The following is a 13,952-nucleotide window of genomic DNA, read 5'->3' as shown; positions in this document are numbered from 1 at the left end:
TACGGCACGAAGGACGCTCCGACCGGAAGACATACGAAGGTTCCCCGGCCAGGCCGGAAATGTGCGTTATATGCTGTGACAGGGCATTCCTGGTAAGGCGACCCTGCATATTTATTGGTAATCTCGTATAACGGAGTACGACGTAGTGTTGTCAGCGCCCCACCGGGCAGTACCGCTCACCCAGTGCTCCCGGTGTCCGCAACGCAGGCGGGACGTATCGCTCGAACCACCGTTCCAGTGACGCGTCCATGACGATGCACCACACATCATCCACAGTGATTCCCACTGCAGCATCGGGGAGCAGGCCATGCCGGAAATGGACGAGATCGGCGCCGAGACATCGGCGATCATGAAGCAAATGTTGCAGCTCGCGACGCTGGTCGCGCTGCGCACCCGCGAGCGCGGGCAGAAGGAAGCCGAAGCCCGCGTCAAGGTCACCGAGTCGCGCATCAAAGAGGCCCGCGAACTCCAGCTCCGGGAAGCGCGCGAGGCGAAGGCCAAGGATCCGCGTAACGTCGAACTCGCCCGGATGTTCGAGAAGGCCCCGCTCGAGCGGGGCGTATCCCTGGAACGGGACCGCACTTCCGACCGTTCCAGCACCGCGCCCAGCGGTGGCCAGACGTCCACGCCCGCGCGCCCCTCGGTCCGGTACGACTCGGCCGAGCGCCGCACCGCGCTGGCGCAGCATCTCAACCGGATCGGGGTCGCACCCGAACTCGCCCAGGTGCGCATGCTGATGGAAGTCGGCCAGGCGCAACCCGCATCCGAGGCGGTACGGATCAAGCCCGATACCAGCAGGCGGCTCGGGCAGGCCCGGGAACTGGAAGGCCGCGGGCTCGAGCGCACTCGCGGTTGATCCTCCCGGTTCGCCGACCGCCCGAACCCGAGGGCCCGGCAGCTCACCGAACCGGCTGTCGCACAGCCGGTTACGGATCAGACTCGGTATTCCTCCTGGGCGTCCTCCAGCTTGCTGAACATCCCCGCGCCCGGCTCCGAGGTCGGCAGCGGACCGAGCAGATCCTTGTGGCCGTGCCGGGCGCTGCAGTAGCGGAATGAGCCGCGCGGATCGAACAACTGCTTCATCTGCGGATCGGCGTGCTCCAAAAACCACTCACTCAGACCGGTCGCACCCTCGATCCGCATCGTCTCCCATGAGCGCCACAGCGAATCCAGCCGCGCCACCGCCTCGGGATGCCGCCACCACTCCGGGCACCAGACCGTATCGGTGGTGTCGGTGACCTGCCGCTGAAAGGTATGGCTCAGGTAGCTCTCGACGAACTGGACCACCGACTTGTACACGGTGCCGGACGCCTCGGTGAACATCTCCGCCTGCGGGGTGCGCAAGGGCAGCGGGCTCAGCAGCTCGCGATGCCCGTGCCTGGAACTGCAGTATTTGAACGTTCCCACCGGATCCAGCAGCTTGGCCATATGCCGATCCGCGTGGTCGACGAACCACACGCTCAACCCCTTACCGGGCTCGAGCCGATAGTGCTCCCATGCCCGCCACATCGCCTCCAGCCGGATCACGGCCTCGGGATGCCGCCACCACTCCGGGCACCACACCGCGTCGGTGGTATCGGTGACCTGCCGCCGGTACACGTAGCGCAGATACTGGTCCACGAAGTCGACGACATCCGCGTAGTGGGTCGGGGACTGCTCCGCCGGTTCCGTCATTTCCTCACCTCGGCGGTCGGTTCCGTTGTGGCGGGAACTATTACGTCGAAGGATCGCTCACCGCACGAACTCACAGCGGCTGCACCTCCTCGGGCTGACCGTACTGCTCCGACGGCGCTTCCCGGACCAGGCCGCGCTCCTCGATCAGATCGCTGATCTGTGTCGTGCGAGCGCCGGGCTCGTACCGGGCGATGGAATCGCGCACCGCGTCGGCGTACTCGCCCTCCCACCACGGAACGGTGCGCACCAGAATCGCCGGTGCGCCGGAGGTGAACACGACCGCGCGACCGCGCGGCAGAGTCACCAGGGCGTTCACATTCAAGGTGCGCGAGGAACTCAGCGAACGCGAATAACTCTTGCCGCCCTTGGATTCTGACATCGACTGGGAGATCGAGTCGTAATCGCCGATCGCCTCCGAGCGTTCGGCCAGGAACTTCGTATCGTCGATACCGCTGCCGAGGACCTTGATGTTGGCCGCGGACCACAGCGCCTCCATACCGTCCTCACCCCAGCACCGCGCACCCTGCGCCCACGACTGCAGCACCGTCATCACCACGATGCCGCGCGAGCCGAAATGGCTGTACTGCTTGGGCAGATCCTTCCAGCGCACCACGTTGGCCGCCTCGTCCAGCACCGCCAGCAGCGGCACCCGCAGCCGCCCGTGCGGTGAACGCGCCGCCTCGCGCATCGCCACATCGACCACCGCCGCGGTCAGGGCGCTGACCAGCGGAGCGGCCGAACCGCGGCCCTCCAGCGAGAGGCAGTACAGGGTGCCGTTGCGCTCCAGGAATTCCAGCTCGTCGAACTCCCGGCGATCGCCGCCCGGGGTGATCCACTGGTGCACATTGGACATCTTCAGACAACCGATCATCTTCTTCGCGGTGCCGAAAATGCCGCTCTTGGTGCGCGGATCGGTGTTGTACTGCGCGGAAAGGCTCGAGGCGGACAGGTTCAGATCCGCCACGTTCGCCCAGTACGGCGTGGCCTGACGCAACATCTCGATGGGCTCGGGGTTGTTCGGGTTGGTCACCCACTCCCACACCTGCACGATCGGCCGCTGCGCCACCGCGGCAGCCAGGAACAGGTTCGCCAGCAGATCCTCCGCCTCGGCGTCGAAGTACTTGTCCCCCTTGGCATCCTGACCGGAGTCGGCGTCGGCGAAATGCCCCGCCAATTGCGCCGCACGCATCTCACAACCACGCCGGCGCGCATCGACCCACCGCAGCGGGTCCCAGTACCAGTTGATCGGCAGATCCACGTCCAGGGCCACGCCCTGCGGGTCGAAGACGTACACGTGGCGCGGATCGCCCTGCCGCTCGCGCACACCGCGGGTGGCGTCGACCACGTCACGTTTGTTCGAGGTGACCAGCACCGGGCCGATGGCGGACAGGATCGCCGGAATCACCCGGGAGGTCGACTTGCCCTGCCGCGGGCCCCAGATGTCCAGGTGCAGATCCTCGTACGAGCCGTACAGCGGCACCCCCTCGGCGACCGAGATCCCGATGGGAACTCCCGGCGAATCGTTGTAGCCCAGGCCCTGATTGCGCGACAGATCCGAATTGAGCCCGCCCGACCCGCGTCCCGAGCCCACGCCGAGCTGCTCGGCCTTCTCCCGCGCACCCTGTTCGGTCAGGGCGGCGATGGCGCCGCCCATGCCCATGTACTGCGCCTTGTCGTCGACCGGGAGCTTGCCCTTACCGGCCCGCTTGCGCAACTCCTTGCGCACCAAGACGTATGCGATCACCAGCACGAGGACCAGGATCACGATCACCGTCGCGGGGAACGGCCAGCTCAGCTTGCCGCGCGCCAGCCCTGCCACGATCGCGATCGGATTGATCGGAACGTCCTGCTTGGTCGAGGACAGCGCGTTGCCCAGTTGCACTGCCACCCACAGGGTTCCGACGACCGCGAAGCCGAAGTAGATCAGATACAGGGTGAGATCGGGACCCGGATCGGCCGGGTCCTTCACCTTCTTCGCCATCTGCGCCTCCTGGGGTGACCGTATATGTTGTTGCCGCTCAACGGAATCCGTCGAGTCGCCAGACTCCGCCGGTATACCCGACGGTGGCGATGACCGTCGTCGGCGGCAGCGCTTCGCGCCGCCCGTCCGGATAGCGGACGGTCTGCTCGATTCCGATCTTGTACTGCTGATGATCCTGGTCGCCGGTGGACGGCGCCTTCTCCCCCGACGCGAACGCGAACGCCTCGATCTTCGCCCCGGCCGCAGCCCAATCCGCCCACTGCAGTGAGGGTTTCGGCGTCTCGGCGACACTCGGCGGGGAGTCCAGCGTGCGCAATAGGGCCGGACCGAGGTACCGGCGAGCCCGCGCCAGCGACGCGCCCTCGGACTCGGTGGCGGGATACCAGGTGTAGATCTCCTTCAGTGCCGCCACAGCGACCCCGTCGGGAGTGCTCGGATCCGGCGGCGGCACCGCCTCCAACTGCCGGACCGTGGTCGTGGGCGGCTGGGCGGAATCGGTTACGGTGCCGCCGGCGCATGCGGCGGCCGAGACTGCGACGCCCACCACCAGCATCACCACCACTATCGCGTTTCGACGGGTCACCGAGGCCCTCCCGCCCGGCGGGCGGCGGCCGACCATGCCTGCACTCCAGGCTATCGGGCGCGCGGGACTCCCGACAGCTCTCGGCAATTCGGTGATCTCGGCGTGTCCCGCGGATGTGCGGTCGCGCGCTGCTGTCCGGCTCACATCACCCTCCGTAACCGTCCGTCGCCGGGAACCGGGGCCTTGCCGACGCCGGACGGATCGGCCGAGCGCAGCATCGCGCCGCCGCCGAGGTAGATGCCGACATCCGCGGGCCCGCGGCGCCCGAAATCGAAGAACACCAGATCACCCGGACGTGCCGCACTCAGCGAAACCTCCGAGCCCATCTCCCACTGCTGTTCGGCGGTGCGCGGCAGGACAACTCGCCCCGAGGAGGCCGCGAATACCGACGCCGAGGTCAGGCCCGGGCCGTCCAGACCACCTCCGGTCGGCCCGGACGGACCGCCGCCGCCCCATACGTAGGGAGTGCCGAGCCACTGCTCACCCGCCCGCACGATCTGGTCGCCACCCGACCCGCCGTCCGGCTGGAACCTGCCCATCGAGCCCGGCGCCCGGAACTGCGCCTCCATCGTCAGGATGTTCTTCACGTACGGCTGGGTCTCGGAGAAGTGCGCGGGCACCTGATCGGGCATACCGCCCGAGGCCAGTACGGCGCCCTCACCGGCGTTGTACGCCGCCAGCGCGAGCGGTACGACTTCGCCGTGCACCTTGCCCTGTCCGATCCAGCCCTCGATCCGATGGGCCAGCGAGCACATGTAGCGGCCCTGCGCGACGATCGCGTCACCGTCGTCCCACAGACTCGCCGTGCCGTTTCCGTCGGCATCGATCAGGAACGGTTTGCCGTCGTCCGGATCGATGGATCGCGCTGTGCCGGGCAGGAATTGCGCCAACCCCTCGGCGCCGGCCGGTGAGGTCAGCCCGCGCCGGAAACCGGACTCCTGCTTACCCTGGGCGGCCAGGATCGACGGGCTGATCTCCGGGCAGATCGAACCCGCACGGCGATACCAGATTTCGAGTTCGGCGGGTACCTTCCCGTCCGCGAGCGCACCGCCCGCGGACCCGAATCCGCGGCTGCACAACGGATTCACCGAATTCGGCACCGCGCCGCCGGCCTGCGGGGTCGGCGCGCCGTCCAGCCAGGGCAGTGGATCGATCTGATGTCCGCCGGTCAGGCGACCGCCGGGCACGATCTCGAAGTGCAGGTGGGGTCCGGTGGCCTGCCCGGCCGAGCCCACCCGGCCGATCGCCTGGCCGGCGCGCACGGTCTGGCCCACCCGCACCCCGACGCCACTGTCCCATTCGTGTCCGTACACCGCCGAGAACGGACGGCCGTTGACGTCGATCGAATCGATCACGATCCAATTGCCGAATCCGGAGGCCGGTCCGGCCGCGACCACGATGCCGTCGGCCACCGAATAGATGGGAGTACCGTCCGGTGCGGCCAGGTCGACCCCGAGATGGGTGCCGCCGCGCGAACCGAAGGTATCGGAGATCTGGAATGTTCCGGAGGCCAACGGCCAGGTCCGCCGGATCGGTGCCAGGCTCCCGCCGGGCCGGTCGTCGCCCGTACTCGGATTCACCGCCGCCGCGGGCACATCCGGCACCGTCGAACGCGAGGCCGCCGTCGGCGCGTTCGGCGCGGAGGTCGCGGCGCCGGGCGATTTCGCCGCGGCCGAGGTCGGCGAGGGCTGAGCCTGCGCCGCGGCGCTCGGGACCGGCGCGGTGACCGAGACGGTCGGCTGGTCGGCGCAGTCGTCCTCGGAGGAGGGCAGCACGATCACCACGATCAGTGCGATCAGCCCGATCACACTGCCGAAGCCCACCCACAGCAGGGATTTTCCGTTCACCGCGGCACGCCCATTCGTCGCTGGGCAGCGATCATGTGCTGCGCTGGGCGTCGTTGAGGGTTTCCACCAGGGTGCGGTTCATCTCGGCGGCGGCGGCCAGTTGTTGTTGCAGCAGCGCGACCTTGCGGCGCAGCGCCCCCGCGTCCATCCGGTCCAGGCCCGGCCCCTCGGCGGCGCGCACCCAGTTGCGCACCGAATTGGCGTGCACACCGATCTGCTCCGCCACCACCCGGCATGCCTCGGATTCGCTGCGCAACTTGCCCGTCAGGGCGATCACCTGTTCCACCGCTGCCTGCCGCACCTGCGGTGACACCCTGCGATAGGACCTGTGCGGCATCATCGCGCCACCCTCCCCGACCGCCGAATCCGCGAAGGCGCCTGCGCCACCGCCCGGTTCGCTCTCACGCAGCACTCCCCTCATCACCGCTCGGCGCGGCGTCGTCACCGCGGCGCGCGGTGGATTCGGTGAATTCGCTGAAACGCTGGTTGGTTTCGTGAATTCCGCTCTCTCGCTCCGAGATCGTGAATTCCATGTGGAACGGTATGCCGGGCCGGCGATCCTCGCCGATCTTCAGCAGGAATTTGCCGGTACCGGGTGCGGGCGGGCGGGCCTGTCCGGGCTTGAGCGCCTCACCGGTCAACGCCTGCGGCGCGGACCAGCCGGTCACCATCTCCTCCTCGGCGGAGGTGAACGGGATCGTGGAATCCAGGCGTTTGATCTCCTCCGGCGGCAGCGCGCCGAAGATCTTCGCGCGGGCGCGCTCGAGGAAGCCGATCGCCTTGGCGATCGCGGCCTCCGAACCGAGCGACTGCAGATCCTTGATGGTGTGGCTGATCATGATCAGCGAGGTGGCCAGGCCGCGTTGCAGACGGGTCAGCTCGTCGACGCGATCGACCATGAAGTCGCCCAGGCCGAGCACCTGCCACAGCTCGTCCATGACCACCTGGAAATAGCGCTGCGCACCCAAATTCGCGTCGGCGAGCACGTGCGCGGCCTCGACCGAGGCGAATCCGTCCGCCCAGCAGGCCAGCATGACCGCTGCCTTGAGCTTCTTGTCACCGGTCGGGATGTGCGAGACATCGATGCAGACCGCGACCGAGGTGGTATCGATAGGGGTGGTGGTCTGCCCGTTGAACACGGCGCCGAACGGCCCCTGGGTCAGGGCGCGCAGCGAGCGGCGCAGGCCCTTGATGGATTCGTGGTACTCCTCGGGGCTGTCCGCGCCGGCGTCGAGCATCAGCTGATCGCCGCCCGCGACGATGACCTCGAGCAGATTCTCCATGATCGGCGGCTTCTCCGGGGCGAAGCCGCTGCCCTCGCGGTACAGGATGCTCAACGCGGTCGAGATGAGCGTCTCCTCGTAGTCGCGCACCCGGGCGCCGCGCACGAGTTCGACCAGACCGGCGATCAGGGTGACCTGGCGGGCCCGCAGCTCCTGCGTCACCTGTACCTGCAGCGCGGGCAGATCACTCAGCAGCGGCACCACCGAGCCGAGGACGCCACCGGCCAGCGGATTGACCTTGCCGTGGCCGTAACCCAGGTCGATGACCTGCCCGCCGACCATCTCCACCAGTTTGCGGTAATCGGGTTTGACATCGGCCAGGATCAGCGGCGTGATGCCCTGCGCGACACCGCCCAGCACGATCCGGCGCACCAGCGAGGATTTACCGAAGCCGTTGAGCCCCAGCACGAACAGGCTGGGCGCGGTGATGAAACTGCCACGCATGAACCAGTTCATCGGGTCGAAGCAGACCGGGGCCCCGGTGTGCAGGTGCGAGCCGAGCGGAGTGCCGATCAGCGGCGCGCCCGCGCCGACCGACCACGGCCACAGCCCCGCGACCTGCGCTGTGGTAGCGCGATATTCGACCGGGCGGCCCACCACGTTCATCCGCCCGCCGCCCGCGCCGAGATAACCGCGATCGGTCAATTGTGCTGTGGTGCGGTCGAATTGGTCTTCCTGCGTGGTATCGAGCCGGGCCGCGGCGTTCATCCGGCGCAGATCGTCGGTGCGGATGCGGAAGGCGGCCCAGGCCGCACGCAAGCCCGCGCCCTCGCGGGCGGTCAGCTCCAGCCGCGCCCGGGTGAGCTCGTCCAGCAGCGGCGGACCCTGTTTGGCCTGCTTACCCCCTCTGCCCTTGCCGCCCTTACCCTTTCGGGCCGCGGCCGACGACCTGGCCGAAGTCGCACCCCGGCGCTGGGCGGCGGTGCGAGCGGCCTCACCACCGTTGCGATCGGTCACCCGGCGGCGGTTGCGTTCGGACATCGGGGCTCGGCTGCGGGTCAGATGTCCCGCGTCGGCGCGCTGGTGGTCCGGATGAGAGCCGTTGCCGGACAACGTATCCGCCCCGGAACGCGACCGCGCGGCGCGCGGATCGGGCGGCCCGATCTGCTCGGGTGAGTCCTGCGGCGGGCGCTGACGCCGGCCGCCCTGCCCGTTTCGCATGTCCTCACGACCTCTCGTGCGCTGTTCGGTCCCCCGGGCCGCACCGCCCGACCGGTCGGCTCCCTGTTGCCCGCCACGCTGCCGGGCCGTCGCGGGCCGGGAGGTGGGGTTCCGCGTGCTCGGCGCGTCCGCGTGCTCGGCCGGGACACTCTTGCGCGCAACCGAATCGGCCCCGGCGTCGGCCGGGCTGCGTCCGGTACCGGCCGAGCCCGCGGCATCCGCGGTGGCCGTACCGTTCGCCGCGGTAGCGCGGGTCGCCGGGGTCGCACGGTTCGCGTCGGCCGTGTCAGTCCCCGGCGCCGTGTCTTTCGCCGCGGCCGCGCGATTCGCGGACGGCGTGCCGGCCGCGGCGGTCGTGCCGTTCGCCGGCGAGGTACCGTTCGCGGCGATCGCGCCGTCCGCGGACGACCTGCTGTTGGCGGCGGTACTGCTGTCCGCGGGCGAGGTACCGTTCGCGGGCGTCGGGCCGAGCGCGGCGGGTGCGTCCAGCGCGGGGATCGATCCTGCCCGCGAGGTGGACTGTTCACGAACGGATCGCTCACGGGCGGTGGAGGATTCGATCGCCAGACGATCGGAGGAGGTGTCCTCGCGCACCGGACGCCGATCGCGCGGCGGTACGGCCTCCCGGGAACGCGAGCGCGCCTCGGCGTCGGCCTCGTGCCCGGCGCCGCCGCGATCCTCGTCCGTACGACGCGGGCGACGTTCCGGCGGCGTGCTGGAGCGACCACGCCCGGCTCCGAGTCCGGGCGTGCCGCGCCGGGCCGGCCGAACGGGTGCGTCGTCCCAGTCGGCAGGCATGGCGGTACGCGGCTGACCGGGCGTGTACGCCTCGACGTCCCAGTCGTCCTCCCGGCGCAGACCTCGTCGTCCACCGCCCGGCAGTGGATTGCTCGTGTCCACCACCCGCTCGCGATAGCGCGGCGGTTCGCCGCGGTACCGGATCGGCGCGTCGCCGTCATCACCTGCCATGCAAGCTCACCCCGCCAATGCTTTCGGAATGGTCGCGTGCTCCGGCAGAATCACCCCGCACCCGAGCGAGGCCGCGAAGGCCGCCGCCTGATAGCGGTAGGACCGCCGGATCTTCAAGCGCGCCTGCGTGGACAGATCGCGCGTAATGGCCTCGATCCGAGGCAGATCGCCGCGCAGGGGCTCGGTGATCGTCACCAGCGCACCGAAACGGGTCACTCCGTGCCCGCGCGCCTGTTCCTCGCGGGCCTGCTGCGTCGCACCCACTCGCAGGGTGGCCGCGGCCGAGACGACGCCGCGCTCGCTCTGCTGTGCCACCAGCGCGTTCTTGTAGTCGTCATCGACGATCTCGGCGGCGTCGGCCGCCGAGTGCGGACGGTACACGATGGCGACGCGTTTGCGCGGCACCTCGGGGTTGGGCGCGAGCAGGCGCTGCAACACCCGCTCGTCCACCGCGCCCTCCGGGGCGGTGTCCATCTCCCAGGTCACCGAACGACCGCCGTCGTGCAGGAAGTGGTCCCAGCGCTCCTCGTGCGAGATCGGTCCGGCATCGGCCCAGTCCAGGCCGTGGCCGCCGGGTTCACCGACCGCGACCTCGAGATCGGCCTGCGCGGCCGGATCGTAACTGCGCCGGATGAACGCGATCACCTCGTCCGCGGACATCGGCTGGGCGCGCACACCCGCCTCCGCCAGCGCCGCGCAGATCCCGGGCAGCCGCCGGCCGATCTCCACCGCCTCCTCCGCGGGATTCTTGCGGCGCTCGGCGGTGGTGGCCTTGAACGTGATCGCCACGCGCGGCAGCAATTGCACCCGCTCCTGGGGCAATTCGGTGGCCAGCTCGTACATCACCTGCTGCGCCAGATCCGGCGCCTGCGGATGGGTGATCGTGGACACCTCGGTCAGCAGCCGGTTACCGGTCTCGGGCACGGTGTCGATGACCGGCACGACCGCGATGATGTCGGAGGTCTGCCCCAGCGAGGCCAGGAAGGTGCCCCAGGCCGCGACCCAGCGATCGATCACCGGTTGATCGACCGCCTCGTGGCCCTGCGGCCAGGCCCGCAGCACGACCGTGTACTGGCCGAACTGCGGCAGATGGATCATGCCGAAGCTGTAGCCGCCGGCATCGATCCCCTCGTACAACTTGGACGGCGCCATCAACCCCGGCAGCCGCGCGACACCGCCGGGGATCCGGGAGAACCGGCCGCCGCGATAGACGTGCTCGCCCCGATTACGACCGCGAATCCAGTGGAACATCATCAATCCCGTCTCGTAGCCGGAGCGGCCCCCCGACCGCCACACCAGTGGAACCATCACCACGACGCCGATCCCGGCGACGAAGAACGCCGGTTTCGGACCGGCCACCAACGCTGTCAGCAGCGCACTGATGACCACGACGAAGCCGAGCACCGTCTCGCCCCAGCGCAGGCCGAAAAGGCCTGCGCTGCGTGGCTTCTGCCAGAGCCCGTACGAGCGCCGCTCATAGGTTTCGGTCGTCATCGTGGAATGGTGCTCCTGCCGAGGTCGGGTGAACGGTTGCCCCAGCCGTCACCGGCGATGTCACCCATCGCCGATTCACCGCGGTTGAGGCTGGCCGCGGCCGCGCGGGCATTGGCTATCCGGTTCATCGCGCGGGCGGGTCCCGACGGCGCGGTCCCCGCGCCGCTGGCCGTCGGCGGACTCGCCGCGGCCGCAGCGCCGTTACCGCCTCCGCCGCCGCGCGGCGGGGGCACCGGACGGTTACCGCCGCCGCGACCGGCGCCCCCCGGCGGACGCGGGCCGCGACCGCCCACATATCCGGGCGAGCCCGAGGCGGCGGTACCGCGCATGGCGACCGCCTTGGTGCCGACCGCGCCCAGCGCCATCGCGCCCAGCACCACGCCACCGGTGGCGGCCAGGCCCGAACCGCCGTTACCGACCATGCCGACCGCCGGAGCGACCAGGCGCATCAGCACCGGCAGGACGAAGGCGACACTGCCCAGCAGCACGATCGCGACCAGCATCCGCTGTGCCTGGTCCGCGTCGGGAAGCCCGGCGGCGGAAGTGGTGTCGTCGGTGTTGCCCGCGGCCAGGAAGGCGATCATGTAGACGATCGCCGCCACCGGTTTCCACAGCATGAAGGCGATGATCCAGCTCAGCAGCTTCGAGTACGACTGTTTGCCGATACTCGTGCCCGATGCGGCGGCGGCCAGCGGCAGCACACCCGCGGCGACGACCAGCATGCCCTGACGCACGATGGCCAGGACGATCTGGGCCAGCGCGCCGAGCAGGCCCACGATCGCGATGATCAGCACCAGGCCCGGCGAGAACGCCTGCAGCTTACTGGTTTTCACCATCAACTCGGCGATGTTCTTCGCCTGGCCGTTGGTGGCGTCCTGAATCACCCACGCGGAGAAGCGGTCCGAGGCCTGCGTGCCCGCGACGATCACCGCGCCCAGCATCCAGGAACTGAATATCACCCGCGCGAACATTCGGAACGACTCGGCCGCTTCGGATATCAGCGCACCGCGTCTGGCCTCGGCGAGTCTGACCCCGGACAGGATGATCGAGACGATCAGCAGCAGGATCTGCGCCTGATAGGTGTAATCGTTGACCTTCTGGAACAGCTGGCCGCCGTTGCTGAGCCGCTCGTTGGGCACCTTCATCCAGAAGGTGAGCGCCATGATCAACGCTTGGCCCAGACCGCTCATCAGCGAGTCGACCACCTTGCCGAAGGTGGTATCCCAGGCCTTGTCGCGCACCGCCGCGCCCGCGTCGCCGGGATGGGTCGCGGCATTGGCGCCCTTGCAGGCCGCCGAGGCGGCATCGCCGAGTGAGACTCCGGGAAGTCCCATGTTGTCGAGGTCGTCGTGAATCTGGTTGCAGGTCTGATCGAATCCGTAGGTCTGCCCGTACGCCACGGTGGGCGTGGCGATCACGACGGTGAAGACGACCGCGAGAATCGTGATCAAACGCCTGATCAAATCGCTCACCCCTCGATGCGCCGAAGTGTCGCGATGGAGTTCGGCCGCATCGGCCCGAAGCACTGTCGTCAACGTCCCATCACATCCCCTGCTCGCCGCTGTGCTCACCATTTCGTCCACCCATCCAGCGAGTCCACGTACTCCGTCTGCGACCCCGAGGCATCGGTCGGCTTCAGCCGCCAATCCCCGTTGTCCCACACCATGACCAGGCGGACCGCCGCCCACAGTTGTTTGCCGTCGTTGACCGGGCCGCGTGCGGCCAGCCGCACGATGGCCATGTCGTCGGCATAGTTCTCGATCTGAAACCCGTCCGGCGCCACCAGATACCGCGTCACCTGCTCGGGCTGCTGCTGGGGCAGCCGTCCCGCCGAACGCGCCTTGTCGTAGGCGGCGAGCTGCGCGGCGTTGGCCTTGACCTGGCGCACGTACAGATCCCGGTCGGCCGGACGTGCGTTGAGCCGGTAGGTGATCTGCGCCGCCGCCAGCACCGCGCCCTGTGGGGTGTGCGAATACCCCGTGGCCAGGCCGTCGGTGATCCGGGTCGGACCGTCGCTGCTGGAGAACGGCACCGAGGCGCCGAACACCCGCTGCCAGCCGTGCGCTGCGGTGATACCGGTCGGCGCCGCGGTCAGCCAGTCCTGATCGCTCGGCTTGTGCTCCTTGCTCGGATCCTGCGGAAGTACTTGCCCGGCAGGGTTGTTCGGTACATCCACCCGACGGCCGAACACGTCCACCGCGGGCGCGGCGAAACCGGTCGCGTCCGAGCCCGCCGCCGGCGACGGCGCCCCGGGAGCCGCGGCCTGACCGCCGCTGCCACTGTGCGGACCACCGTGATTGACGTACATGAACACCCCGACGACCACGATCAGCGCCAGCACCGCCGCGGAGGCGATGCCGCCGAAGGAGATTCCGCGGTCCGAGTCCGCATCCTTGTCCTTCATGTCGGCAGGAAGGTCAGGGCGATCGCGCTTGCGGATGAGGCCACGATCGCACCGACCAGGCTCATCACGATGCCGTGCGACGCGTCGTTGATCGCCATGTCGTCGCGCATCGCCGACCACAGGCGCCCGGCCGAGATGATCAGCCAGGCAAGGCAGAACAACAGCACAACCCAGAGCAGCCAATCGATCAGCTGCATCAACGGCGCGACGACGTCGGCCGGCATCTGTTTGTAGGCAAGCACGAGGGCCACGCCCCTACGATCCGATAGCGGCGTTCATGATGGTCCCGGCGCTGGTGGCGATGATTCCGCCGATCATGGCGCCGGCCACCATCTTCGGCGACTCGAGGCCCCCGCCGGTCCACTTCTCCCAGGCGAAGCGGCCGCCCGCGTAGGTGATGCCCAGGATGCCCGACAGCAGCACGAACCAGGTGAAGTAACGGACCAGTTTGAGCAATTTGTCCGAGGCGGGCGGTGCCTCCGGGGTCGGGTTTCCGACCTGGGCGAGAACAGCGCTGTACGTCTCGTGTACAGCGAGCAGGATGGTACTCATCGAG

At 69.0% G+C, this 13,952-nt stretch carries 12 protein-coding genes; 1 reads left to right on the top strand and 11 read right to left on the bottom strand.

Annotation, left to right across the window (positions count from 1 at the left end; all coding sequences use genetic code 11):
• Positions 1–307: 307 nt before the first annotated feature.
• A complete protein-coding gene (locus AC5WS7_RS02575) occupies positions 308–856 on the top strand; it encodes a hypothetical protein (RefSeq protein WP_495952695.1) in 549 nt (182 codons plus the stop codon).
• Between the two features lie 77 nt (positions 857–933).
• Here AC5WS7_RS02575 and AC5WS7_RS02570 read toward each other — a convergent pair whose 3' ends face one another.
• The 11 genes from AC5WS7_RS02570 to AC5WS7_RS02520 all read right to left on the bottom strand — a co-directional run bounded on the left by AC5WS7_RS02570 (position 934) and on the right by AC5WS7_RS02520 (position 13,948).
• On the bottom strand, positions 934–1,674 hold the full coding sequence (locus AC5WS7_RS02570; protein ID WP_495952694.1) for a DUF4913 domain-containing protein: 741 nt from the start codon (positions 1,672–1,674) through the stop codon (positions 934–936).
• 70 nt (positions 1,675–1,744) lie between these two features.
• A complete protein-coding gene (locus tag AC5WS7_RS02565; protein WP_495952693.1) occupies positions 1,745–3,655 on the bottom strand; it encodes a type IV secretory system conjugative DNA transfer family protein in 1,911 nt (636 codons plus the stop codon).
• A gap of 37 nt (positions 3,656–3,692) precedes the next feature.
• A complete protein-coding gene (locus AC5WS7_RS02560; RefSeq protein WP_495952692.1) occupies positions 3,693–4,238 on the bottom strand; it encodes a hypothetical protein in 546 nt (181 codons plus the stop codon).
• A 140-nt stretch (positions 4,239–4,378) separates the two neighbouring features.
• Positions 4,379–6,085 carry a peptidoglycan DD-metalloendopeptidase family protein gene (locus AC5WS7_RS02555; protein WP_495952691.1) on the bottom strand — a complete coding sequence of 569 codons (1,707 nt, stop codon included), beginning with the start codon at positions 6,083–6,085 and terminating at the stop codon, positions 4,379–4,381.
• 31 nt (positions 6,086–6,116) lie between these two features.
• On the bottom strand, positions 6,117–6,497 hold the full coding sequence (locus tag AC5WS7_RS02550; RefSeq protein ID WP_495952690.1) for a transposase: 381 nt from the start codon (positions 6,495–6,497) through the stop codon (positions 6,117–6,119).
• Positions 6,487–9,498 carry a putative type IV secretion/conjugal transfer ATPase gene (locus AC5WS7_RS02545; RefSeq protein WP_495952689.1) on the bottom strand — a complete coding sequence of 1,004 codons (3,012 nt, stop codon included), beginning with the start codon at positions 9,496–9,498 and terminating at the stop codon, positions 6,487–6,489. The genes AC5WS7_RS02550 and AC5WS7_RS02545 overlap by 11 nt, the downstream gene beginning before the upstream one ends.
• 6 nt (positions 9,499–9,504) lie before the next feature.
• The gene (locus AC5WS7_RS02540; protein WP_495952688.1) at positions 9,505–10,992 is read right to left on the bottom strand and encodes an SCO6880 family protein; all 1,488 of its coding nucleotides are present in this window, start codon (positions 10,990–10,992) and stop codon (positions 9,505–9,507) included.
• Positions 10,989–12,464, bottom strand: a complete 1,476-nt coding sequence (locus tag AC5WS7_RS02535; RefSeq protein WP_495952687.1) for a hypothetical protein — start codon at positions 12,462–12,464, stop codon at positions 10,989–10,991. The genes AC5WS7_RS02540 and AC5WS7_RS02535 overlap by 4 nt, the downstream gene beginning before the upstream one ends.
• A 95-nt stretch (positions 12,465–12,559) precedes the next feature.
• Entirely contained in the window at positions 12,560–13,396 is an 837-nt protein-coding gene (locus AC5WS7_RS02530) for a DUF8175 domain-containg protein (RefSeq protein ID WP_495952686.1), read from the bottom strand.
• Entirely contained in the window at positions 13,393–13,647 is a 255-nt protein-coding gene (locus AC5WS7_RS02525) for a hypothetical protein (RefSeq protein ID WP_495952685.1), read from the bottom strand. The genes AC5WS7_RS02530 and AC5WS7_RS02525 overlap by 4 nt, the downstream gene beginning before the upstream one ends.
• A gap of 4 nt (positions 13,648–13,651) precedes the next feature.
• Positions 13,652–13,948 (bottom strand): hypothetical protein, encoded by a 297-nt coding sequence (locus AC5WS7_RS02520; protein WP_067666614.1) that lies wholly within the window; start codon positions 13,946–13,948, stop codon positions 13,652–13,654.
• Between the last annotated feature and the right edge of the window lie 4 nt (positions 13,949–13,952).

Source organism: Nocardia sp. PLKS1-43, from assembly GCF_059510335.1.
The sequence above is the reverse complement of the archived record's forward strand: the minus strand, read 5'-3'. Positions and strand labels throughout refer to the sequence as shown.

Bases quoted from the DNA above. Each gene is read 5' to 3' on its own strand.
- AC5WS7_RS02575 (WP_495952695.1), top strand. From the start codon at position 308: ATGCCGGAAATGGACGAGATCGGCGCCGAGACATCGGCGATCATGAAG.
- AC5WS7_RS02570 (WP_495952694.1), bottom strand. From the start codon at position 1,674: ATGACGGAACCGGCGGAGCAGTCCCCGACCCACTACGCGGATGTCGTC.
- AC5WS7_RS02565 (WP_495952693.1), bottom strand. From the start codon at position 3,655: ATGGCGAAGAAGGTGAAGGACCCGGCCGATCCGGGTCCCGATCTCACC.
- AC5WS7_RS02545 (WP_495952689.1), bottom strand. From the start codon at position 9,498: ATGGCAGGTGATGACGGCGACGCGCCGATCCGGTACCGCGGCGAACCG.
- AC5WS7_RS02540 (WP_495952688.1), bottom strand. From the start codon at position 10,992: ATGACGACCGAAACCTATGAGCGGCGCTCGTACGGGCTCTGGCAGAAG.
- AC5WS7_RS02530 (WP_495952686.1), bottom strand. From the start codon at position 13,396: ATGAAGGACAAGGATGCGGACTCGGACCGCGGAATCTCCTTCGGCGGC.
- AC5WS7_RS02520 (WP_067666614.1), bottom strand. From the start codon at position 13,948: ATGAGTACCATCCTGCTCGCTGTACACGAGACGTACAGCGCTGTTCTC.